Raw genomic sequence first — 20,569 nt, 5'->3', positions numbered from 1 at the left:
AATTACTCCTTTTGACTATCGCTATCAATAGGTTGATAGGCTTGATTTCGCTTCTTCATAAATCGATAAGGTATCTTCAAAATATTTTTTATGATATCTGCTGTATTGGGTCTGGATAAATACGACATATATGGCTGACCAAAGCTTTCTAATGAAACCACGGTTGTTAGGATTAAAAAAAAGGCAATAAAGAAACCATACAAGCCAAATAGTGATGAAAATACTAAAACAAGAAATCGAAGAATCACAATATTTCCTGACATGGTTTGATTAGTAAGTATATAACCTGATATCACTGTTATTGCAACAATGACTAAACAGGCAGGAGATGTTAAGCCTGCCCGAATAGCCGCATCACCTATAAATAATCCACCTAAAACGGCAACAGTCTGCCCAACAGCTTTTGGGAGACGTACCCCGGCTTCTTTAAATAATTCAAATAAACCAAGCATAATAAAGGCTTCCGTAGGAGCAGAGAATGGTAAGCCAATTCTAGAAGCAGATATTGTTGCGACAAGTGAATAAGGAATTTGATCAATTTGAAAAGTTATTAAAGAAACATAAAATCCAGGTAAAAAGATCGTCGTAAATATGGCCATTAACCGCAGAATCCGAATCATACTAACGTAAAAAAAACTATCCTGCGCGTCTTCAGGTGAATATAATATTTGGTTTAAATTTACGGGTCCTATCAAACAGGTTGGATTTCCATCCACTAAAATCACAAATCTACCTTGTGTTAAGGATTGAACAGCGAAGTCAGGTCTCCCTGAATTCTCCATTAGAGGAAATAAGGTGAAGGTACTATCATATAGAAACTCCTCAATTTCGTAACTGCTAGCGACAAAGTCAATCTTTATAGAATCCAGTCGCTTTTTGACATCTTCTAGAATAGAGGGGTTCATAATATCATCTATATAAAGTAATAAGATTTTTGTACGACTTCTTTCGCCGATTGTATATTCAATACTTTTTAATGTAGACGTTTTTAGCCTTTGACGGATTAATGCCAGATTATCCGATATATTTTCTACTAATCCATCTCTTGGTCCCCTAACGGAGGTTTCTATATTAGATTCTTCCGGACCTCTTTTTGGAAGGTTAGATACGGGTATAAAGAAAAGATCATTTAAATCATGACTAAAAATGATTAATTCACCTGAAAATAGTTTTTCCTCTACCTCTTTTTTAACGTTATTTAAATCTTTCAGCTTACTGATCTCCAAGGTATTATTTAATAAATCAAACTTTACATGGCCGTTCTTTTCTATTACGGCATTAATGGCGGGAAAAATAACCTCATTTATAAATTTCATATCCACTAAATTAGAACAATACAGAAAATCCAGCTTATTATCATAATAGGCTCTTGTTCGTATAACAATATCTGAAGAACCTTCAAACCAAATTTTTAATTGGTCTATATTAACGATTTTTTTGTTAGTTTGAACTTTCTTCATGGTGACCACCTTTTAAATGAATGATTAGTAATAAAAACAGCATAATGCAAATTTGAAAAATAAGGCTAATAGGGAAATAAAACTTTTGCAAAAAGTAATAAAATGAGATAGCATCCCAAGGAATACATGCACCAATGATTAATAGTAAATAAAGGATAGGAAGAACCCATTTTGTTTTTTTCTTAATCAAAAATATTTTGTCAGCAATAAATAATGATAAGCTTATCCGAACAAACGCTCCAGAAAGCCATTGAAAGATAGAGAGAAAATCGAGACGAGTAATATGGCTGCTTATTTCTAATAACTTCCATTGCTCGAAAGCTGGATTTCTCAATTTTACTGCTTCTTCCAGACCGAATTCTGAGATAGTCCCTATTAGGGGACCTAAGATTAAAAACACAAGAATAATCCCAGACAATATAAGCCATTTAACCTTTAATCTGTCTTTAATAAAGGGCGTTAAAAATAAAAGAAAAATCATTTCAAACAAACCGGCACAGGTATAAATCAATCCTTGAATAAAATCTTTATATCCATTCTCAAATATTGGAAATAAGAGTTCGTAATTCTTATTTGGCGAATTTCCGATCCCTACTAAAAATCCAAAAAATACAACAAAAGGAAGCACAAGAAGAGCGATCGTACTTATCGTCCGTATTCCTTTCGCAGACGCATACAAGCACAACAGAGCGAATAACAAAACAATAACAAAATTAGGGACCTCAAAAGTATAGTTAGCATTTGCCCAAAAAAAAGTATACTTAAGAGTAATGAAGGAAGAAATTAGAAAATAGGATCCGAATACAATTGAAAATATAATAAAAACCCAGGATTTAGATAGTCTTTGTTTAAATAAAGAGAGAATATCATTATGATTATTTAGTTTTTTATAAATGTAAAAAATAAGCATAATCCAAAGGATAAATGGTATTGTACTGAAAATAACACTTAACCAGGCATCCCTGTTAGAGGTTGATAATATAGTTGGGATAATTAGAACATGTACCATAAATCCTGTAGACATAATAAGTAAGATATAAATATGAACTGATTGAATCACTTTTTGATTCATTAAAACCACCTTAAATTCAGCTTAGTATCCATGTAGTTTATCCTTTAAAATGTAAATAATTCAATAAGGTGAAAAAAATGATTAAAGCATCCAATCTTTCACGGAACAGATAAAGAAGAACTGGAAAAAGGAGTAGGACATTTCGAGGGAAGTGAATGGTTGATAAATTTAGGACAGAATACACTTATACAAGACTTGGAATGGAAATTTCTTTCTGATATCACATAGTTGTGAATCTATATAAAGAAGACAATTCCTTACTCTTCAGAAAGCAGCTTTACAACTGATAATTTAGTTTATGTTAACTAAATATCTGTAGATTATCTAGGGTTCTCTATGTTTCTAGGAATAGAATTTTGCACCAGGACCGCATTTCCTATAGGCTTGTTTATGTCAATTCAATTATAATAAAGTGCCCTTAATTAAGAAGAGAATCCTTTGCTAAAAAAGGTAGCTATTAATAAATCTATAATAAAAAATAGTTTTAGATTATACGATTGAATTAGAAATCTAATATTTAACTAAAAAGGAGGCAACACCCTAGGTTTTCTAGGATGTTGCCTCTTTTTTAACTGTTTATTCTTTATAACCAAAAATGCTAGAAATTTCTTTTGATATTTCTAACAATTGCTGACTTGCTTTGTGTTCTAGAGTGTGAGGGGTAATCTGTGAAAACCCTACAAGAGTTATAGCTCCAAGTAGATCACCGTTGTAATTTACTAAAGGAACTGATACTGAGGATACATAGGACACAAGAGGTTCATTAGCAAAAGTAATACGATTTTTTACGGTGTTTTCTTCTTCTTTTACTAGTAATGCTCTTTCTTCAGTAGTTAACCCACTGAGTTCTTTCTCCTTCCACTCTCTAATAAGAAAAGGTGGGCTAAAAGATGAAAATATCTTTCCTGTTGACGACAAAATTGGGAGACGTGTTCCTATTTGAGCTCCAATATTTAGCCCATTATTTGAACTCCATATGTTAGCTACTACTGGACCCTCGGGGGTCCAAACAGCTAATAAGGCAGTTAAGGAAGTATGATGACTGAGCTCCTGCAAATATGGAGTAACCGTAGAAATAATGTCTTGGTGACCTATTGCAGCCATTCCATACTCAATTACTTTACTTCCCAGCATATATGTACCACTCTTCTTATCTCGATACAATAATTCAAGATGTGTTAGTGTATTTAAATATTTATAAAGATTACTTTTGGTGATTTGGGTTAATTCCTGAATCTCTGAAAATTTTAGAGGTTGCTCCTGTGAAGAAATTAGATCGATAATACTCATTCCTACTTGTAACGACTGAATCATGGTAGTGCTTTTAATGGTATCCATTTTGTTATATTCTCCCTGCTATTCGTAACTTTTTTTCAGTATAACAGACAACAAAGTTTTTCTCCAAAAGATAAAAACTTACTTTCCAGACATTTAATAATTCATAAAAAAATAAATAAATGTATTGACAATTTTCTGAAATTAACCTAATTTTATAAATAGAGAACAAAGTTAACTAAAAATATAAAAACTCTATTTGGATGGGTGATTAAATGAAAAAATTTCTAGTAGTAATTGAAAGAAAACCAACTTTTACAGGAAAGACCCTGCAAGGACATCGTGAATTTTTACAAGAATTGAGAAATTGCGAATTACTAGTAAAGGCCGGAGGATTTGAAGATCAAAGTGGAGGGGCTTATATTCTTCAGACATCTTCTTTAGAAGAAGCAAGAAATATTGTAGACAAAGATCCAATGAATCAAGAAAATGAATCCGTTTACAAAGTTAAAGAATGGAATGTTATGTAAAGATTAAAGATTAAAATTCTAAAACTATATTAATAGAAAAAAGGGGAATATATATGAAATTAGTTACATTTAGCTATAAAGGATTTACACGTATTGGAGCTGTTACCTCAAATAATGAAGTAATTGACTTAAACTATGCTTACCAAGCTTTCCTTGAAAGTGAAGATAAACTACGAGCAGATTTAATTGCTGAAGCTTATATCCCTGCAAACATGAAAGGATTCCTTCAAGGAGGTAATGAAAGCATTTCCATAGCAAAAGAGGTGACAGATTTTGCTTTAAATAATCGTAATAGTTTCAAACAACCACTTGTACATACCTTTGAAGATGTAAAAATTGAGGCCCCTGTGCAGGATCCAGGAAAAATCATTTGTGTTGGTCACAATTATCGTGAGCACATTTTAGAGATGAGAAGAGAGATCCCTCCATATCCAGTTGTATTTGCTAAATTTGCTAACACAGTCATTGGACCACAAGATGATATTCCATTTTTTCCAATTTCAGAGCAGTTGGATTATGAGGCGGAATTTGCCTTTGTCGTCGGTAAAAGGGCACGTAATGTATCTCAGGCAGATGCGCTTAATTATGTAGCTGGATACACCATTGCTAATGATGTTACATATCGTGATATACAGCGTCGTACACTTGAATGGCTTCAAGGAAAAACAGTAGAAGGTAGCGCTCCAATGGGCCCTTGGATAGTTACGGCCGATGAATTGACAGATCCAGCTGGACTGGATGTTCGTTTAACGGTAAATGGAGAAGAGCGTCAAAAAACAAATACAGCAAACTTTGTATTCGATGTTCAATATTTAGTTGAATTCTTGTCAAACTTAATGACTCTAGAGCCAGGCGACATCATTCTTACAGGTACGCCGGGTGGAGTAGGCGTGGCGCGTGACCCCCAAGTCTTTCTGAAAGACGGAGATGTCGTAAAAATCGAAATTGATAAAATAGGCTATCTTGAAAATAAAGTTTCTCGTGTGGGGGTGGAATAAGTATGGAAACTAAGACTATTAATAAATCAATTCAATCAATTCAATCAATTCAGGCATCATTGAACGAAATTCTTGCTATTACAGAAGATCTTTCAGAAGAAACAGTTCGTTGGAATCCAACCGACGAAGAATGGTCAATTCTTCAAATCCTTTCTCATCTTGGAGAGGCCATTCCGTATTGGTTAAATGAAGTAAAGAGAGTAGTGGATGCACCAGGATCGGCATGGGGACGTGGTTTACAAGATGCTGCAAGACTTGCAGCTGTTACTAATATAGAAGAACTATCAGTAGAAAGTGCAATTGCAGAAGTAGCTAAGTTAAAGCAACAAGTGGCAAGTGAACTTCAAGAACTAGATGAGGTACAACTACAAAAAGAATCACCGCATCGTAATTTTGATAAATTTGGTAATAAACCTGTATCTTTTATAATTTATCACTTTATTGAAGAACATATTGCTGGTCACTGTGAACAAATTAAACGAAATCTATCTAAATTAAAGAAATAAAAAACAATTTTAATAAGGTGGGGTTTCTGATGGCAGAAAAACATAGTTACATGCAAGATCAAGATGTGAAGGATTTTACAAAAGACATTCAACAGTATAATCTTGGCCCTCTCTGGGAGGCGATTCCAGCATTAATGCATAAGAATCCTGAACCTCATGCTGAAGCCTATTTATGGTCAGACGAACTGTTAAAGAAAAAGTTGATGGAGGCAGCTCAGATTTTTACTCCTGACCGTGGCGGGGAACGCAGGGCGATTTATTTTCAAAATCCAGGTTTAACATATCGTCAGCCTTGGGGATGGGCCTCTACAACACAAACTCTTTATGCGGCAGTTCAATTATTGCTACCGGGTGAGGTTGCTCCTTCTCATCGTCACTCCCAAAGCGCACTTCGATTCATTACAGACGGCGAAGGTGCTTATACAATTGTTGAAGGTGAACGTATTTTTATGGAAGAAGGAGATTTTTTAATCACACCAAAGAATCTTTGGCATGGACATGGTCACGTTGGAGAAGAGCCAATGATTTGGATGGATGCCCTTGATATTCCAACTATCTATTCACTAGGTGGCACATTCTTTGAACCTTATCCTGATAAGATTGAAACTCCTAAACGTCCGGATAATTTCTCGGAACTTCGATATAGTGGAGGGATTGTTCGCCCTATTAGTGACCGATACTCTGCAGTAGCGCCACTTGCAAACTATAAATGGAAACGGACAGCAGAGGCAATTGAGGGCTTAATGAAATTCGAACCTGATCCATATGATGGCTATGCAGTTGAATATATCAACCCCTCAAACGGACAAACAGCAAACCCAACGATGGGAGCATGGATGCAAAAGCTTCCAAAAGGATTCCATACAAAAGCTCACCGTCACACACATTCATCGATTTATCAAGTTCATCGAGGGTCGGGTTATACGATCATTAATGGAGTTCGTTTTGATTGGAAAAAAGGCGATTATTTTGTTGTTCCGAACTGGGCATGGCATGAGCATGTAGCCACCGAAGATTCCTATTTATTCTCTGTGAATGATTTACCAATTATGGAGAGATTTGATTTAGAACAAGGACAAGTATTAGATACAAACAATGGTAATCAAGAGGTGAAAAGTGAATTCAAAGCAGTGCCTGTTTAACTATGCATCAACCAGGGTGCTGTGTAGCGTCCTGGTTGTTATTAAAATAAACCCAATGATTTTAAAAAGACAAATAAGGTTATAGATTTCTGAATATTCAATTATTATGAGAGCCTAATTAATTGTGAGGGGGAAATATGATGGGTGCTAGAATAGAAAATCCTATTATTGTAATTGGTGGAGGAATTGGCGGATTAGCAACAGCACTTGGAGTTGCAGAAACTAAACAAAAGGTAAAGGTATTGGAACAAGCACCCGAATTTGGTGAGGTTGGTGCAGGAATCCAACTCGCTGCGAATGCTACGAATGTGTTACATCGTTTAGGTGTTATGGATAAGATTAATGAAATTGCTGTTTTTCCAAAAAGATTGGTGTTAATGGACGCATTCAGTGGGGAAGAGATATCTGCCTTAGACCTTGGTGATGTTTACAAGGAGAGATATGGCGCGCCTTATATCGTATTACATCGTTCTGATCTTCACCATGTTCTCTTAGAAGCTTGTGAAGAAAATCCATATATTGAACTAGTTACAAATCAGATGATAGAGAAAACAGTACAAGATGAAGATAGTATCACCGTAACTGCTGCTAATGGGGATCGGCACATAGGAAAAGCTGTAATTGGTGCAGATGGAATTTGGTCTAATACTCGTAAACTGTTTGTTGAAGATGAAGCTATCTGTTCTCAGTATGTAGCATACCGAGGGGCAATTCCGATAGAAGATATTACAACCCATGGTAACCTTGATGACGTTTATATGTGGATTGGTCCTAACTTGCACCTTGTTCAATACCCAGTTCGAAGAGGGGAACTTTACAATCAAGTCGTTGTATTTAAAAGCACCCAGTATAGAAAAGAGATTGAATATACAGATGAATGGGGAACACCGGAAGAGATGGATCAAGTCTTTGCTGGAACCTGTGATCCTGTGCAAAAAGCTATTACTTTTATCCAGCGCCAACGTCGTTGGCCAATGTATGACCGAAATCCAATTAGTAATTGGACCAAAGGTCGTGTAACTCTTACCGGGGATGCTGCTCATCCTATGCTCCAATATTTAGCTCAAGGAGCCTGTCAGGCTTTAGAAGATGCATCTTATTTAACAGATATGATTCATCAGCACGGCGATAACTTAGAACAAGCATTTTTAAAGTATCAAGAAGAGCGTATTCCACGTACAGCATATGTTCAAAAAAGTGCAAGAACTTGGGGAGAAATCATTCATAGTACGAATCCAGAGGGGATTCTTCTTCGGGATATCATTATGAAAAATCGTACAGATCAAGATTTCCAATTTGTTGATCAGTTCCATGGTTACAATAACACTGTAAAGAACGTTGTAAAAGCTTAAATGTAAAATTGAAGGAGGAGTCGTAGTTATACGACTTCTTTTTTAACTCATTATCAACATAAACACATAAAAGCAGTAATTAATTAGGATAGAAAAAGAGTTGATAGTATAGCTTGTATAAAATTTTAAGTAAGCGCTTACCAATTGGTTATAGTGGAGTTGAAAGGGGAAAGTTTATGGCAAAGATTAATCCGGCCGAGGTCATAGCTAACAGCAAATTTAATCGATTTCATTTTAGTTTACTAGTATGGTGTTTCATGATTATTCTTTTTGATGGATATGATTTAGTTGTTTACGGTACTGTTGTGCCCGTATTAATTGAGAAATGGAATCTTAATGCAGTCGAAGCAGGAGCAATGGGGAGTTATGGATTATTTGGAATGATGTTTGGTGCAATTTTCTTTGGAATACTGGCTGATCGAATTGGCAGAAAAAATGTAATTGCTATTTCCTTATTTTTATTTAGCTTTTTTACTTTATTATGTGGTTTTGCTACTAATCCAACTATTTTCTCTACTTATCGATTTCTAGCTGGCTTAGGTCTAGGTGGAATTATGCCAAATGTGATTGCTTTATTGACCGATTATGCACCAAAAGCGATGCGAAACAGAGTTGTATCTATTGTATTGTGTGGCTATTCTGTAGGCGGGATGATTGCGCCCACATTGGGGATTCTTCTTATGCCTAAATACGGCTTGGAGTCTATCTTTTGGTTTGCAGGGATCCCATTACTATTTATCCCTTGGATGCTAAAGGCGCTTCCTGAAGTTTCTAATCGACTAATCGAAAAAGGAAAAAAAGCAGAATTACTTTCTATTCTTTCTAAAATCAATAAAGAGTCAAAATTTAACATCAATGACGAGATAGAAATAGGAACACAAGCTGCTTCCAAAATACCGGTTATTGGATTATTTAAAGAATCTCGAGCTCTTAGTACTCTCATGTTTTGGATCGCTTTCTTCATGTGTTTATTGATGGTCTATGGCTTAAATACATGGCTTCCTAAGCTGATGATTAATGCAGGCTATGGACTAAATTCAAGTTTAGCCTTTCTGATTACCCTTCAAGGTGGAGCAATTGTAGGGACACTCATTATTGCTTGGCTTTGTGATAAATATGGTTCTAAAAGAATGCTTGTTCCACTTTATACCTTAGGTGCAGTTAGCTTAACACTCCTTGGAATTGGGGGAAATCAGCTATTTATATACGTATTAGTAGCAATTGCTGGCGCTTGCACAATCGGAGCTCAAAATATCGTTCAAGCTTACGTTTCACAATATTATCCACCAAATATGAGATCTACAGCTTTAGGCATGGCATCTGGTATAGGTAGATTAGGAGGAATGCTAGGCCCCCTTTTAGGAGGCTTCCTATTATCTATTTCTTTACCAATTCAATTGAACTTCATTGCCTTTGCAATTCCAGGTCTAATTGCGGCAGTTGCTTTAGCGTTCGTCCCTGCAAAAAAAGCATATTATAAAAAACAAGAAGCTAAAATAAACGAACTGAAAGAGGTTAAGAATGCATAGGGGAAATTAAGGGTAACCTGCTGTTAATTTGGATAATAAGTGATTGGCTCTAAAATTCCCACCTGTATGATATAACAGTATGTATATGAAATTTTTATTTGACCGAAACTAATAAAATATTCCCCAATCCCCTGAGTTAAAAAAAGCCTTTGCTCCTGTTGAGTGAAGGCTACTTTTTTAACAAGTTTTTTCTATATTATATAAATAGAGTCAAAATATAAAAAATAAATATTAATTATCTATCTATATAAGAAAAGTGGTTATTTATCTATATTACAATCAAAAGTTCTAATTTAAACTTATATACTAAATAAAAATCATATTTATTTTACAAATATAGGTAATGATAAAAATACTTTAGTTATAAATATATTAACTATCGCTTATTTTGTAGAAAAACAATATATTTGTCGTCACTGAGAGTAAATAGTAAAACTTCAATAATATACGAAGTACTTTAATATTTACTCAGTGAATCGTGAAACATAGGTAAAAGAAAAAGATTGATTTTTTTAATTAGCGTCGATCATAATATTCATTTTTAAAGTTATATGTATATGAATCTACAAATCTGGCCAGACTAATAACGTATTCCCCCTATTCCAATAAATCTGAAAATCCTTTGCCTACATGGGCAAAGGGTTCTTTTTGTATATGTGTATTTGTATATCCAAAAACGGTAATTAATGGTGATTTTATCCATGAACTAATGAATTAAATGGCTTTTTTAATTTTGTTCAATAATCGGGCCATTATATTGAATAACTTATTGTGGAAATTATGAAAAATTGAGATGATTACTATTAAGTTAAAGGGCAGTTTAGCGTGGCCACCGACCAACTAAGTGGTTGCTTACACTCAATTATTGGAAGGAAAGTTTTATCCTTTCGCGAATTCATTATACATGCCGAAATTACGAAATTCGCAAAAAAATCGCGGTAGAGCATTGGAAAGAGCATTTTAATTTTCTATAACTCCATAGAGAGGTGATTACGCATGAATCAAAGACCGTCAGAAGAAGAATATGCCGGGGACGTCGGAGAGTATATCCGGTTGGTGCCGGATGGCAACATTATCGACATTCTGCTCGCCCAGGAAAAGCAAATGACCGAGTTGCTGGCATCGTTGACCGAAAGCCATGGCGCGTATCGGTATGCGGAAGGAAAATGGACGTTGAAAGAAGTCGTGGGCCACATCGCAGACGGAGAACGCGTCATGACCTACCGCCTGCTCCGGTTCGCAAGAGGGGATCAGACGCCTCTGTCCGGTTTCGACCAGGAATTGTTCATGCCTCCTTTCGGAAGCTGGACAACCGCGCAATTGACCAAAGACTATCGGGCCGTACGGCAATCGACGATCACACTGCTACGCGGGTTACCGGCGGAGGCGTGGTCCCGCAAAGGCACAGCCAACAACGCAAGCATTACGGTGCGTGCCCTCGCGTACGGCATCGCAGGACACGAGATTCATCACATGGGGGTCATCCGAAATCGGTATTTGAGTTAGTTGTCCAGAAGATCGGGACGGAAGCTGCGCGGAAAACGTGACTTCCGTCCTTTCTTTATGGCAGCCTTCCCGCCCCGTTCATAGACTGATATGAAGAGAGGACAAGACGGGTTGAAAAAAGCAGCAGCGATTGGTTGTAGACTGGATTTTTTGTCTAAAAATGAAAAGCAAATAATAATCTCAAACAAGAAAAAATCAAGGCCTCTTCGTTAAGCTAACGAAGAATGAGAGCTTAATACATCATACGAATGACAAATAAGGATTGGTGGTTATTCCGCAAAAGGGCGCTTTAATGAAGTAACTAAAGCCTAGTTTCTCTTAGCGTATGTTTTCCGCGTTTTGTTGGTAGGACCCTTAATAGTAGGTATCATTATTATTTTGTCGGTCGTTGCAGACTATTTTATTTTCGATTACGACGATAAAAGATGGGGCTGGCTAAAAGGATATTCTAAACCTGTAAGAATAGAGATTATCAGTTGCTACTTACTCATTTCATTTACTATTTACTATTTACTTTGCTTTAAGCCTTAAATATATCTCTTAAGGCTTAAAGTCTTTTTTATTTATATTCTGGAGTTAGTATAGTTTCATGGACACCATTTAATTAAGTCCTTACAATGACTTTTGAGAGGATGTGTCCGAAATGGAACGTAAACGTGCAGGCAAAACATACAATGATGAGTTTAAGAAAACGATTGTGGATTTATATCATGCAGGAAACTCGGTTAAAGATTTAAGCAGCGAATATGGCGTATCAGAAGTAACAATCTATAAATGGGTGAAGGCCTTTACACCTATCAACTCAGAGGAAGGCTCTCTAACACCCAAAGAATTAGCTGAAATTCAGAAGGAAAACCTTCGGTTAAAACAAGAACTAGATATTCTAAAAAAGGCTATGGCCATATTCGCGAAAAAGTGACAGAAGCAGAGCTCAACCATTTTATCGAGAAATATAAAGGGCAATACAGCGTTCAGAAAATGTGCGAAGTGTTAACGATTCCAAGAAGTAGCTACTACCACTCGTTCAAGAAGACGGTATCAAACCGCGAACAGGAAAATCAGAAGCTGACGAAAGAAATCCAACGAATTCATGTGAAAAGTAGAGCACGTTATGGTGCCCCAAAAATTCATCAGACCTTAGTAAATAATGGGTGTTACCTAAGCCTAAAACGCGTTCAACGCTTAATGAAAAAGGCAGGAATTCGTTGGATCACAAAGAAAAAATACCGTCCTTATCCGTCAAAAGAAAAGGTTATACAGCTAGATAATCTGTTAAAACGAGATTTCTCTACACAGACCATTAACGAGAAATGGGTGGCAGATATTACGTATATCCCTACAGTAAGAGACGGTTGGTGCTATTTGGCATCTGTATTAGATTTGCATTCTAAAAAAATCGTTGGCTATTCTTTTTCCCGTTCCATGACATCCGAACTGGTTATAGAAGCACTTAGGAACGCTTACACTGCTCAAAAGCCCGAAAAGGGCTTACTTCTTCATACGGATCTTGGCTCACAATACACCAGTAGTGAGTTTACTCAGCATGTCCACGAATACGAGATGAAGCAGTCTTTCAGCCAGAAAGGCTGCCCTTATGATAATGCCTGCATAGAGTCATTTCATGCCATATTAAAGAAAGAAGAAGTGTATCATACGCAATACACAGACTATTCAGCTGCAAAATTAGCCATATTTCAGTTTATAGAAGGATGGTATAACCGAAACAGAATCCATAGTAGCCTCGGCTATCAAACCCCTCAAGCAATTGAGGATCAAATGAGAAAAATAGCTTAAGACTTAACTTTTTTGTGTCCAAATTATTGACTCAAATCCATTCCGTACGTTTCTAGTTAACATAAAACGGCTTATCGGTAGTAAATAAAAATAGAGTGTTTATTTACTTAAAATGCTAATATAAATTAATAAACTTACCAGGAGATTAATTTATATGATTAAAAAATTTATATCAACGTTTGTTGCAACCTTATGTGGTAGCTTAATGTTTGGAGCAAGTTCCTTCGACCCTCAATATGAACAAATAACCTTTAATAGTGTTATAGGGAGTTTAGTATTCGGAATGATATATATCTTACCAATTGTTATAGTATTTGGAATTCCCTTCTCAATCATGATTGATACCATATTAAGAAACCTAAAAACTAAGTATAGACATGTGATTGAAATATCACTGTACGTTGTTTTTGGAGCAGTAGGTACAGCAATCATTTTATTAATACTTGCTTTAGGTGATGGCATAAGTGTCTTTCTAGAATTTGGCTCGTTCTTTATTCTTGCCTTAAGTTGCTCAGTACCCTTTGGAATTAGTTCAATTATATTGAAATATGTATTTAAAACGGTTCCTTCTCCCTAAAGAACAGTTTGTATAAGCTATACATCTTTAGTTACCATAATGGATTTTATAGGTACCAGTTAGTCTATATAAAAAGTAAGAAAACCCTTTGAAATGATTATATTTTAAAGGGTTTTCTTACTTTTATAATAATCCTCTATATTTGGCTGCTCTTTTTAAATCTTCAATATCTGCATCTGAAAGTGTCTTTCTTCCAGAAAGATGATCAATGATTTCTTTATCAGTAAATTCTTTTGTTTTATCTGCTTTTTCTTCTCTCATATCTGGATCAAAAACACTACCAAAAGTAACCCCTTTAACAAAGGACTTAGCTGCATCCTTTAATACATTTGTTTCCTTTTTCTCCTCCATATTATCCCCTCCTATAATCTATACGAATTAACTGTGTGAAAGTTCCATATATACTGTCTCTATAAGTATGGCCTTAAAAAAAATGCTGAATATCATATACAAGTCTCCCTCTATAAATTGAGTAATATCGAGGTTTTATAGAGAGAAGCTTATAACATGTAGAAAAGTTATCAACTTCTTTATAAAAAAGACTATCAGCAAAGTGCTAAACTTTGCTGATAGTCTCAATAATTTTTAAATATTGTACATCTCCTAGACCATACTGAGGAAATGACTGGAATAAATTTTCTAACAATTCATTTTGTGATTGACCTTGATTTTTTCTTATATACGTTATGATTTCATTATCGGCCTTTATATATTCCATGTATAACCTAATTCCTTGAAACATGCTAGGTATTACTTTTATATTAGGAAATTGATGATCTATCAATACTTGTTGATAAACCTTTTTATAACTGCTTAAAAATATTTCAGTTGTTTCAATCTCATAAGTAATTTCATTAACCATATTGAAAAATACTTTCCCCTTATACGCCACTTGTTCTAAATATGCTAGTGCCGTTAGCATATTTATTTGACAAAACATATCATCACCAAACCACAAGACGATACATTTATACTCTTTTTCAAACAGTGATTTCAAGGGTGTCGTAGTGAGATTTCTGTATTCTTGTATAGATACCTTATGTCCTAAAGCCCTTAAATTTATAAATTCGTCACTGAATATTGCAACACTTGTTTCATGTGAGCACATGGCTTCGTTAAAAGGAATATACTCACCTTTTTCTAAAAGTTTATTTGTTTGAAACACCTCGTACATTACCTGTCCATTTAAAATATTTAATATTTCGGAACCAAATTGATGATCCATTTTACTATGAAAATCCTTAATCTTCTCCCTGTAGGAAAGATCTATCATAACACTCCTCCTCATAATACTTACATTTCATTCTACATCACTCATCCAAAATAATGGGTTTTAAACGAGGATTAATTATAAAAATGAAATTATGCAATAAAAAGGGCTAAAACACTACAACTTTATTTTAAATCCATATAGGATACACAAATATAGTTACCATAATGTGAATTATCGGCAAAAATAAAAAGCAGACCTTTAATTAAAGATCTGCTTCTTTTCTTTGTTCTTTTTTCTTGAAAATACCAATCAATAACACTATAAGCCCTATTACGAAAATTACGGGAAAGATATACCACATTATTAAGGCTGCCCATCCGTTTTCTGCAATAACTGCGTATGTTAAACCAATCGCGAAAGATAAAAATGGTGCAATAGCCAACATTAACGCTATTCCCCAAACAATGTATTTTCGTTTTTTCGTTTTTCCCTTGCTTAGTTGATAAGCTATCATCGCTCCTATAATTGCAATTCCATAACCTACTACAAATGGCATTCTACCATTCCTCTCTTCTTGATTCCTATAATTTTATAATATTGGTAATTAGAGTAACAATAAAGGTTATTACTGGATGTGACTTTTTTGCACCAAAAAGAGCATCTCATATCTTAATGAGATGCTCTTTTTACAAGTCATTGTTCTATCTTTTCCTTTTGTCCAACGATCCAAGCTAATGATAAAATTGAAACCGTTACTACAATTGCAGTTGACATACCTATATACACCTCTTTTTCCTTATAATTACATTGTAACATACAATTAAAATAGAATTTAAGGGTGTATATCATATACAAAATTAGTTAACATAATACCTCTTTCCGGAACACATGCAAAAAAAGAACCCTTGTGGGAGTTGAGTTCTAAGGAGGTTACGATTTCTGCAATATGCAGCTTTTTATACATATGTAAGGGTGGGAAAATATAGCTTTTATAGCAAAATTGTGCTATAATTGGTTTGAATCAATTTTAACACGTTTATACGTGTGAACCCTGATAAAAAGCTACCTCGCTTGCCATACCGAGGTAGCTTTTTATTTTTCTGAACTTTTGACTGGACAAATTATAACCTAATACTATATTTTAGATATGTACATGTATATATTTCACTTTTATCAACTATTAAAAGCAGCTATGATCAACCACACATGTAAGAAAAGCCCTCAATTAATTTTGAGGGCTTTTCTTACATGTGTCTTCACTAAAAGTAAATAGTTGAACTAATTATTTTTATGAAATACTTTACGTTTTTCTTAACATAATGCTTTTTTTCCGGAACACATTCCAAAAAGAACCCTTGAGGTGCAGTTCAGACACAGTGGTTTTTTCTGTTTTTAGGCTGTATATCATATACGAATCCCTATTCCGCATGCTTATAAACATCGGGTCTCAGGTTTTCAAATATTGGGATGTTTTTTTGTTGTTCTGTAACTTTCTGTACATAGATTTCTGCTGTTATGATCTCTTCTTGGTGTCTCCCCTCTTCTACAATGTTTCCATTTGGATCAATGACCATTGAATGCCCCGCGTATGTGTTGCCGACATGATTTTTATTATTTACATTCCCCACACTGTTACATGCAATGACATAGACACAATTTTCTATAGCTCTTGCCCTCAATAGTGTTCTCCAATGGTTTATATTTTTGGTAGTCCATTGTGCAACGTAGAATATGACTTTTGCACCTTGAGACGCTGGATAACGTGTGATTTCTGGAAAACGTAAATCGTAACATATAATCTGACTAGCTTTGATATCGTTAATCTCAAATACTTCTGGAACTTCATTTCCACCTGTTAAATAATGATGTTCATCTAACATCGGCACGAGATGTATCTTATCTTTTTGATAGAGCAGCTCACCCGTTTTTGATACCGCAAAAGCTGTATTATAAATGTTATCATTCCTTCTATTCGAAACTGAACCTGCAATGATATTCACTTGATGTTTGGTTGCTAAACTTTGAATAAAAGAAAAAGTTCTCTTTAAATCAATATCTGCCTTTTCTGCTACATTTTTTAAATCATAACCAGTATTCCACATTTCAGGTATCACAACAATCTCAGTATCTACATCCAACTTTTCTTCAAATAAGGATTTAATACGGCTTTCGTTTTGCTCAACTTCTCCTTCTATAATCACCATTTGAAATAATTGTATTTTCATTTTTCTACCTCTTATTCATATATAAATTTATAAATAGTATATAAATCACCGTTGTATTTGACGTCTTCGCCATGTGATGAAGAAATAATAGAAGGTTTAATTTCATCTATAATTCTTCCACTATTAATATTTTCATCCATATCAACTGTGAACTTTCGAATCGGTGGATGTAAGGATTCAGCATTAGAAAAGAATAAGTCTCCAGTTAGCAACACATTGTCATCTTTATGGTGGTATATTACATGTCCTGGTGTATGACCGGGCGTTAAATATACATCTAGGGGTAACGTTTTAATGATATTGTCACTTAAACCTTCAACTTGATGTTCCACGCCTGTTGTTTCCTTTTCTGTCTTGTTTGGATATGGCTTTTCACCATTGATAAACAGAGTTTCAATTTCGTGCGCGTAAATAGGAATATTTAAATTATTTCTTAAATACTTGGCGCCATTAATGTGATCCAGATGACCATGTGTCAATAAGATACTTTTGGGAATACCTAAAGATTTTGCTGCATTCAACTGCGCATATGCATAGTCCTCCATTCCGGTATCAATGATATAAACATCCTCACCATCCACTACGTACCATGTATTGATCTTAACTCGAATACCAACGACGGTTTCATAAGTGAGTCTATAAACATGTTCAGAGATTTGAACAAATTCCAATTCATACACCTTCTTCTCATTTATTTGATATCATAAGTTTAGTAAGAAAAAATAGGTGTAACAAGAAGGCACAATTTTGTTACTACCCATTGAGGTGAGAAAATGTCAGACTTTAAAAGTGATCAATACGGTCCTTGTACGTTAACTGTAAAGCATGCTTGTCCAATTGAATTAACGATGCATATTATGGGCGGTAAATGGAAAGGTATCATTTTATCCTTATTATCAAAATCACCCATGTATTATAACGCAATGCGTCGTGAAATACCTGGTATTACTCAACGCATCCTTACACTACAGCTTAGAGATATGGAAAAAGACGGCTTAATCGAAAGAGAAGAAACAAACGATAACCCTAAAAGGGTTTTATATTATTTAACAGATCTTGGAGAGAATTTTACCCCAATACTTAAATCTTTAGAGCAATGGGGCAATGCTTATATAAGTAAGCAGGAAGAAGGATTAAAAAAATCTCAATAATTCAAAGAAAATTCCTGACTTTATTCCTTTAATATTTGAAACAGAATCAAATCTACCGTCCGTAAAAGTGTACGTTTACGGACGCGATACTTTAAAAATGAAACTATCAATTTTAACGTTCGTTTACAATTTAAATTACATTATGGACGCCCACTTAATCACACATACTTATACGAACTGTTTTACTCCACTAAAAAATTTTTTAAAAAATGTTTCCTTTGTTTTTTACTTCAGTAGCACTCTAAAGAAAATTTATCTGCAATAAAATATAAAATTTTTTCTGTCACAAGCTCGTCACCTATTTAAGCACGGCCATTATAAAAGTGGGTGTTTAATAATGTCTACTGAATAATCTCAGTGTAGTAAAGGGAGCATCGTTTTATAGTAAGTAGTTCAGTTTTGGAGTACAAAATGGAAAATAACACTCCAAAACGAACTACTTTTTTATATGCTTTCCGTAATATGAATCGTATGTTAATTCGTATAATTTTAAAGAGTAGATTGGAATAAAATTACGGAGGACTTTTTCAAATAACATTTGTCACTAATTTCAATGCAATTCTCAGTGGAATAGTCTGAGTAAATAACATAATAAACGCAAAGAAGGGATAGCTTAATGACTATCCCTTAAATTCTCTATCGACTTCAGATATAAAATGGTTGTCTGTTTTTATTGAGTGTCTTCGTCGCTTTTGTACTCCAAAGTATCACCTGGCTGACAATCCAAAGTCTTACATATTGCTTCTAATGTTGAAAAACGAACCGCTTTTGCTTCCCATTCTTCAGAATAGAAAGATTCGCCATAATAATTCCAACCCTCTCCGAAAGCTCCGTTAAACTCATTTTTCGTTTTGCTAACATCACATCAATATTAATAATAATTGTTATATCCTCCACCTCAAATCGTTAAATCATTTTCTGATTTTATGTTAATCGCTTCTTGTAGAAGCCGTTAGAGGATAGCAGCAAAAACAGCGATAACCAACGAAGCAAAAATGATGATGAGTGGCATTATTCCAATAGGAGGGTCAATTTTCTTCGCTATAAAATGAAAGAGTGGCAAACCTAATGCATACAAACCACTGATTATAATCGCACAGCACTTTATGTTCTTTAACGACTTTACAGATAATTCAGAGAACGCTGTCTTCTCGTCAATGTACCGTAAAAGGTTGAAAGCCTGATAAAGAGCAAAGTAAAAAGGCAAAGCCGAACCATACATCACGATGAAAACGAGATATTTCATATAAGCAATATCTGGATACAAATCTCCAGCAAAATTCCCGAACTTAGACACTAAAAATATGCACAATGCAAGAGTTGCAATTCCCAAATGTAGATGCATTTTTCATTTGTAATACCTCTTTTTTATTTTTTATCTAGGAAACCTTTTAATGGCTTTTGAAGTACGTCAACAACAGCAATGATGATACTTGTTGCTAAAATACTCATCAGACATACGGATATAGGACCTGCTGAATCATCTCCTGAGATACTAGAAATCACCTTCAAGCTTATTATCATTAACATAATGAAGAAAATGGCTGTAAAAGCACATTTTTTTATAACCTTTAAAGATTTAAGAGATGACTCCGAGAAAGCATTGTTCCTTTCGATAAAGGTTAATAGTTTATATACATGAAACAGCGTAAAAGAAAATGTAATACAGATTCCATATACACATACTAAAAGGGGATATAGCGAGTAATCCCCACCTGGATGTGCTTTTACATCTCTAAAACTATACAAATTTTGCTTACCCAGATAAAACGTTTTATGTGCTAAATTACTTATTGTATATATGTAATGACTATCTTACTTCAGTTAAAATACCGTTAATTATTACATAACTTATCGAAAAATCGCCCATTTGTCGTCATCTAGAGTAAAAGGTAAAATTACTATTTTTATAAAATAGTTTGTGGATTTATATCTTTATATATAATACGTTTATTTTGTGTTCATGATTGAATTTATCTTATTAAAAATATAGTAACGTCAAGAGTTTGTAAACTTTCTTTGAAGGTAATATGAATAAAACAATTTCTTAAAAGGAAAGAGAAAATGGTTGTATGGTAAGAAGTAAAATTGTAGGTGCTCTTCTTGGTAGTACTTCTGTATTAATTGCTCATAATTGGTTTTCAAAATGGAGAATTATTTCAACTTTCTTGTATAAAACCCTTTCACTATATAAAGCACTAGAACTACAGTTTTTACCTTTAAATAGAAAACGAGAAAA

At 34.4% G+C, this 20,569-nt stretch carries 19 protein-coding genes and 2 pseudogenes; 10 read left to right on the top strand and 11 right to left on the bottom strand.

Translation table 11 applies throughout. The features are described from left to right. Positions 1–2 precede the first annotated feature (2 nt). The 3 genes from ACLHDF_RS27830 to ACLHDF_RS27820 all read right to left on the bottom strand — a co-directional run bounded on the left by ACLHDF_RS27830 (position 3) and on the right by ACLHDF_RS27820 (position 3,870). Positions 3–1,460, bottom strand: coding sequence for a spore germination protein (locus ACLHDF_RS27830; RefSeq protein WP_413921687.1), 1,458 nt, complete (start codon positions 1,458–1,460; stop codon positions 3–5). Continuing rightward, positions 1,441–2,532, bottom strand: a complete 1,092-nt coding sequence (locus tag ACLHDF_RS27825; RefSeq protein WP_413921686.1) for a GerAB/ArcD/ProY family transporter — start codon at positions 2,530–2,532, stop codon at positions 1,441–1,443. Before ACLHDF_RS27825 ends, ACLHDF_RS27830 begins: the two co-directional genes overlap by 20 nt. A gap of 576 nt (positions 2,533–3,108) precedes the next feature. Further along, a complete protein-coding gene (locus ACLHDF_RS27820; RefSeq protein WP_413921685.1) occupies positions 3,109–3,870 on the bottom strand; it encodes an IclR family transcriptional regulator in 762 nt (253 codons plus the stop codon). 212 nt (positions 3,871–4,082) lie between these two features. Here ACLHDF_RS27820 and ACLHDF_RS27815 point away from each other — a divergent pair, with 212 nt between their 5' ends. The 9 genes from ACLHDF_RS27815 to ACLHDF_RS27775 all read left to right on the top strand — a co-directional run bounded on the left by ACLHDF_RS27815 (position 4,083) and on the right by ACLHDF_RS27775 (position 13,741). Continuing rightward, a complete protein-coding gene (locus tag ACLHDF_RS27815; RefSeq protein WP_413921684.1) occupies positions 4,083–4,337 on the top strand; it encodes a YciI family protein in 255 nt (84 codons plus the stop codon). Between the two features lie 53 nt (positions 4,338–4,390). Further along, the gene (locus ACLHDF_RS27810; protein WP_413921683.1) at positions 4,391–5,335 is read left to right on the top strand and encodes a fumarylacetoacetate hydrolase family protein; all 945 of its coding nucleotides are present in this window, start codon (positions 4,391–4,393) and stop codon (positions 5,333–5,335) included. Between the two features lie 2 nt (positions 5,336–5,337). After that, positions 5,338–5,841 (top strand): DinB family protein, encoded by a 504-nt coding sequence (locus ACLHDF_RS27805; protein ID WP_413921682.1) that lies wholly within the window; start codon positions 5,338–5,340, stop codon positions 5,839–5,841. Between the two features lie 29 nt (positions 5,842–5,870). After that, a complete protein-coding gene (locus ACLHDF_RS27800; RefSeq protein WP_413921681.1) occupies positions 5,871–6,983 on the top strand; it encodes a cupin domain-containing protein in 1,113 nt (370 codons plus the stop codon). Positions 6,984–7,123: 140 nt separating this feature from the next. Further along, positions 7,124–8,335, top strand: a complete 1,212-nt coding sequence (locus tag ACLHDF_RS27795) for an FAD-dependent monooxygenase (RefSeq protein ID WP_413921680.1) — start codon at positions 7,124–7,126, stop codon at positions 8,333–8,335. Between the two features lie 176 nt (positions 8,336–8,511). Then, positions 8,512–9,864: an MFS transporter gene (locus tag ACLHDF_RS27790; RefSeq protein WP_413921679.1), complete on the top strand. Its 1,353-nt coding sequence runs from the start codon at positions 8,512–8,514 to the stop codon at positions 9,862–9,864. Positions 9,865–10,860: 996 nt separating this feature from the next. Beyond that, the gene (locus ACLHDF_RS27785) at positions 10,861–11,370 is read left to right on the top strand and encodes a DinB family protein (RefSeq protein ID WP_413921678.1); all 510 of its coding nucleotides are present in this window, start codon (positions 10,861–10,863) and stop codon (positions 11,368–11,370) included. Positions 11,371–12,013: 643 nt separating this feature from the next. Continuing rightward, a protein-coding gene (locus tag ACLHDF_RS27780; RefSeq protein ID WP_413921677.1) for an IS3 family transposase occupies positions 12,014–13,164 on the top strand; the annotation gives its coding sequence in 2 pieces (ribosomal slippage) (positions 12,014–12,254 and positions 12,254–13,164; 1,152 coding nt in all). A 154-nt stretch (positions 13,165–13,318) separates the two neighbouring features. Continuing rightward, positions 13,319–13,741 carry a hypothetical protein gene (locus ACLHDF_RS27775; protein WP_413921676.1) on the top strand — a complete coding sequence of 141 codons (423 nt, stop codon included), beginning with the start codon at positions 13,319–13,321 and terminating at the stop codon, positions 13,739–13,741. Between the two features lie 123 nt (positions 13,742–13,864). On the opposite strand, the gene ACLHDF_RS27770 is transcribed toward ACLHDF_RS27775, so the two are convergent. The 5 genes from ACLHDF_RS27770 to ACLHDF_RS27750 form a co-directional block, all read right to left on the bottom strand. Further along, positions 13,865–14,092, bottom strand: coding sequence for a hypothetical protein (locus ACLHDF_RS27770; RefSeq protein WP_413921675.1), 228 nt, complete (start codon positions 14,090–14,092; stop codon positions 13,865–13,867). Positions 14,093–14,297: 205 nt separating this feature from the next. Further along, positions 14,298–15,014 carry an AraC family transcriptional regulator gene (locus tag ACLHDF_RS27765; RefSeq protein ID WP_413921674.1) on the bottom strand — a complete coding sequence of 239 codons (717 nt, stop codon included), beginning with the start codon at positions 15,012–15,014 and terminating at the stop codon, positions 14,298–14,300. 202 nt (positions 15,015–15,216) lie between these two features. Beyond that, positions 15,217–15,510: a hypothetical protein gene (locus tag ACLHDF_RS27760; RefSeq protein WP_215055051.1), complete on the bottom strand. Its 294-nt coding sequence runs from the start codon at positions 15,508–15,510 to the stop codon at positions 15,217–15,219. 862 nt (positions 15,511–16,372) lie between these two features. After that, a complete protein-coding gene (locus tag ACLHDF_RS27755; protein WP_413921673.1) occupies positions 16,373–17,179 on the bottom strand; it encodes a carbon-nitrogen family hydrolase in 807 nt (268 codons plus the stop codon). An 11-nt stretch (positions 17,180–17,190) separates the two neighbouring features. After that, entirely contained in the window at positions 17,191–17,850 is a 660-nt protein-coding gene (locus ACLHDF_RS27750) for an MBL fold metallo-hydrolase (protein ID WP_413921672.1), read from the bottom strand. Positions 17,851–17,952: 102 nt separating this feature from the next. Here ACLHDF_RS27750 and ACLHDF_RS27745 point away from each other — a divergent pair, with 102 nt between their 5' ends. Then, complete coding sequence (locus ACLHDF_RS27745; protein WP_413921671.1) at positions 17,953–18,330, top strand: winged helix-turn-helix transcriptional regulator; 378 nt, start codon at positions 17,953–17,955, stop codon at positions 18,328–18,330. 670 nt (positions 18,331–19,000) lie between these two features. On the opposite strand, the pseudogene ACLHDF_RS27740 reads toward ACLHDF_RS27745, so the two are convergent. The 3 genes and pseudogenes from ACLHDF_RS27740 to ACLHDF_RS27730 form a co-directional block, all read right to left on the bottom strand. Beyond that, a pseudogene (locus ACLHDF_RS27740) lies at positions 19,001–19,218 on the bottom strand (helix-turn-helix domain-containing protein). Positions 19,219–19,282: 64 nt separating this feature from the next. Next, complete coding sequence (locus tag ACLHDF_RS27735; protein ID WP_413921670.1) at positions 19,283–19,675, bottom strand: DUF2975 domain-containing protein; 393 nt, start codon at positions 19,673–19,675, stop codon at positions 19,283–19,285. A gap of 23 nt (positions 19,676–19,698) precedes the next feature. Then, a pseudogene (locus tag ACLHDF_RS27730) lies at positions 19,699–20,070 on the bottom strand (DUF2975 domain-containing protein); the annotation flags it as partial. Positions 20,071–20,569 lie beyond the last annotated feature (499 nt).

The organism is Priestia megaterium, assembly GCF_046599315.1.
In the GTDB taxonomy this organism is placed as follows: domain Bacteria; phylum Bacillota; class Bacilli; order Bacillales; family Bacillaceae_H; genus Priestia; species Priestia megaterium_F.
The sequence above is the reverse complement of the archived record's forward strand: the minus strand, read 5'-3'. Positions and strand labels throughout refer to the sequence as shown.

Coding starts and splice junctions, on each gene's coding strand:
- ACLHDF_RS27760 (WP_215055051.1), bottom strand. CDS start 15,510: ATGCCATTTGTAGTAGGTTATGGAATTGCAATTATAGGAGCGATGATA.
- ACLHDF_RS27805 (WP_413921682.1), top strand. CDS start 5,338: ATGGAAACTAAGACTATTAATAAATCAATTCAATCAATTCAATCAATT.
- ACLHDF_RS27765 (WP_413921674.1), bottom strand. CDS start 15,014: ATGATAGATCTTTCCTACAGGGAGAAGATTAAGGATTTTCATAGTAAA.
- ACLHDF_RS27820 (WP_413921685.1), bottom strand. CDS start 3,870: ATGGATACCATTAAAAGCACTACCATGATTCAGTCGTTACAAGTAGGA.
- ACLHDF_RS27735 (WP_413921670.1), bottom strand. CDS start 19,675: ATGCATCTACATTTGGGAATTGCAACTCTTGCATTGTGCATATTTTTA.
- ACLHDF_RS27830 (WP_413921687.1), bottom strand. CDS start 1,460: ATGAAGAAAGTTCAAACTAACAAAAAAATCGTTAATATAGACCAATTA.
- ACLHDF_RS27800 (WP_413921681.1), top strand. CDS start 5,871: ATGGCAGAAAAACATAGTTACATGCAAGATCAAGATGTGAAGGATTTT.
- ACLHDF_RS27785 (WP_413921678.1), top strand. CDS start 10,861: ATGAATCAAAGACCGTCAGAAGAAGAATATGCCGGGGACGTCGGAGAG.
- ACLHDF_RS27790 (WP_413921679.1), top strand. CDS start 8,512: ATGGCAAAGATTAATCCGGCCGAGGTCATAGCTAACAGCAAATTTAAT.
- ACLHDF_RS27755 (WP_413921673.1), bottom strand. CDS start 17,179: ATGAAAATACAATTATTTCAAATGGTGATTATAGAAGGAGAAGTTGAG.
- ACLHDF_RS27745 (WP_413921671.1), top strand. CDS start 17,953: ATGTCAGACTTTAAAAGTGATCAATACGGTCCTTGTACGTTAACTGTA.
- ACLHDF_RS27810 (WP_413921683.1), top strand. CDS start 4,391: ATGAAATTAGTTACATTTAGCTATAAAGGATTTACACGTATTGGAGCT.
- ACLHDF_RS27775 (WP_413921676.1), top strand. CDS start 13,319: ATGATTAAAAAATTTATATCAACGTTTGTTGCAACCTTATGTGGTAGC.
- ACLHDF_RS27770 (WP_413921675.1), bottom strand. CDS start 14,092: ATGGAGGAGAAAAAGGAAACAAATGTATTAAAGGATGCAGCTAAGTCC.
- ACLHDF_RS27825 (WP_413921686.1), bottom strand. CDS start 2,532: ATGAATCAAAAAGTGATTCAATCAGTTCATATTTATATCTTACTTATT.
- ACLHDF_RS27795 (WP_413921680.1), top strand. CDS start 7,124: ATGGGTGCTAGAATAGAAAATCCTATTATTGTAATTGGTGGAGGAATT.
- ACLHDF_RS27815 (WP_413921684.1), top strand. CDS start 4,083: ATGAAAAAATTTCTAGTAGTAATTGAAAGAAAACCAACTTTTACAGGA.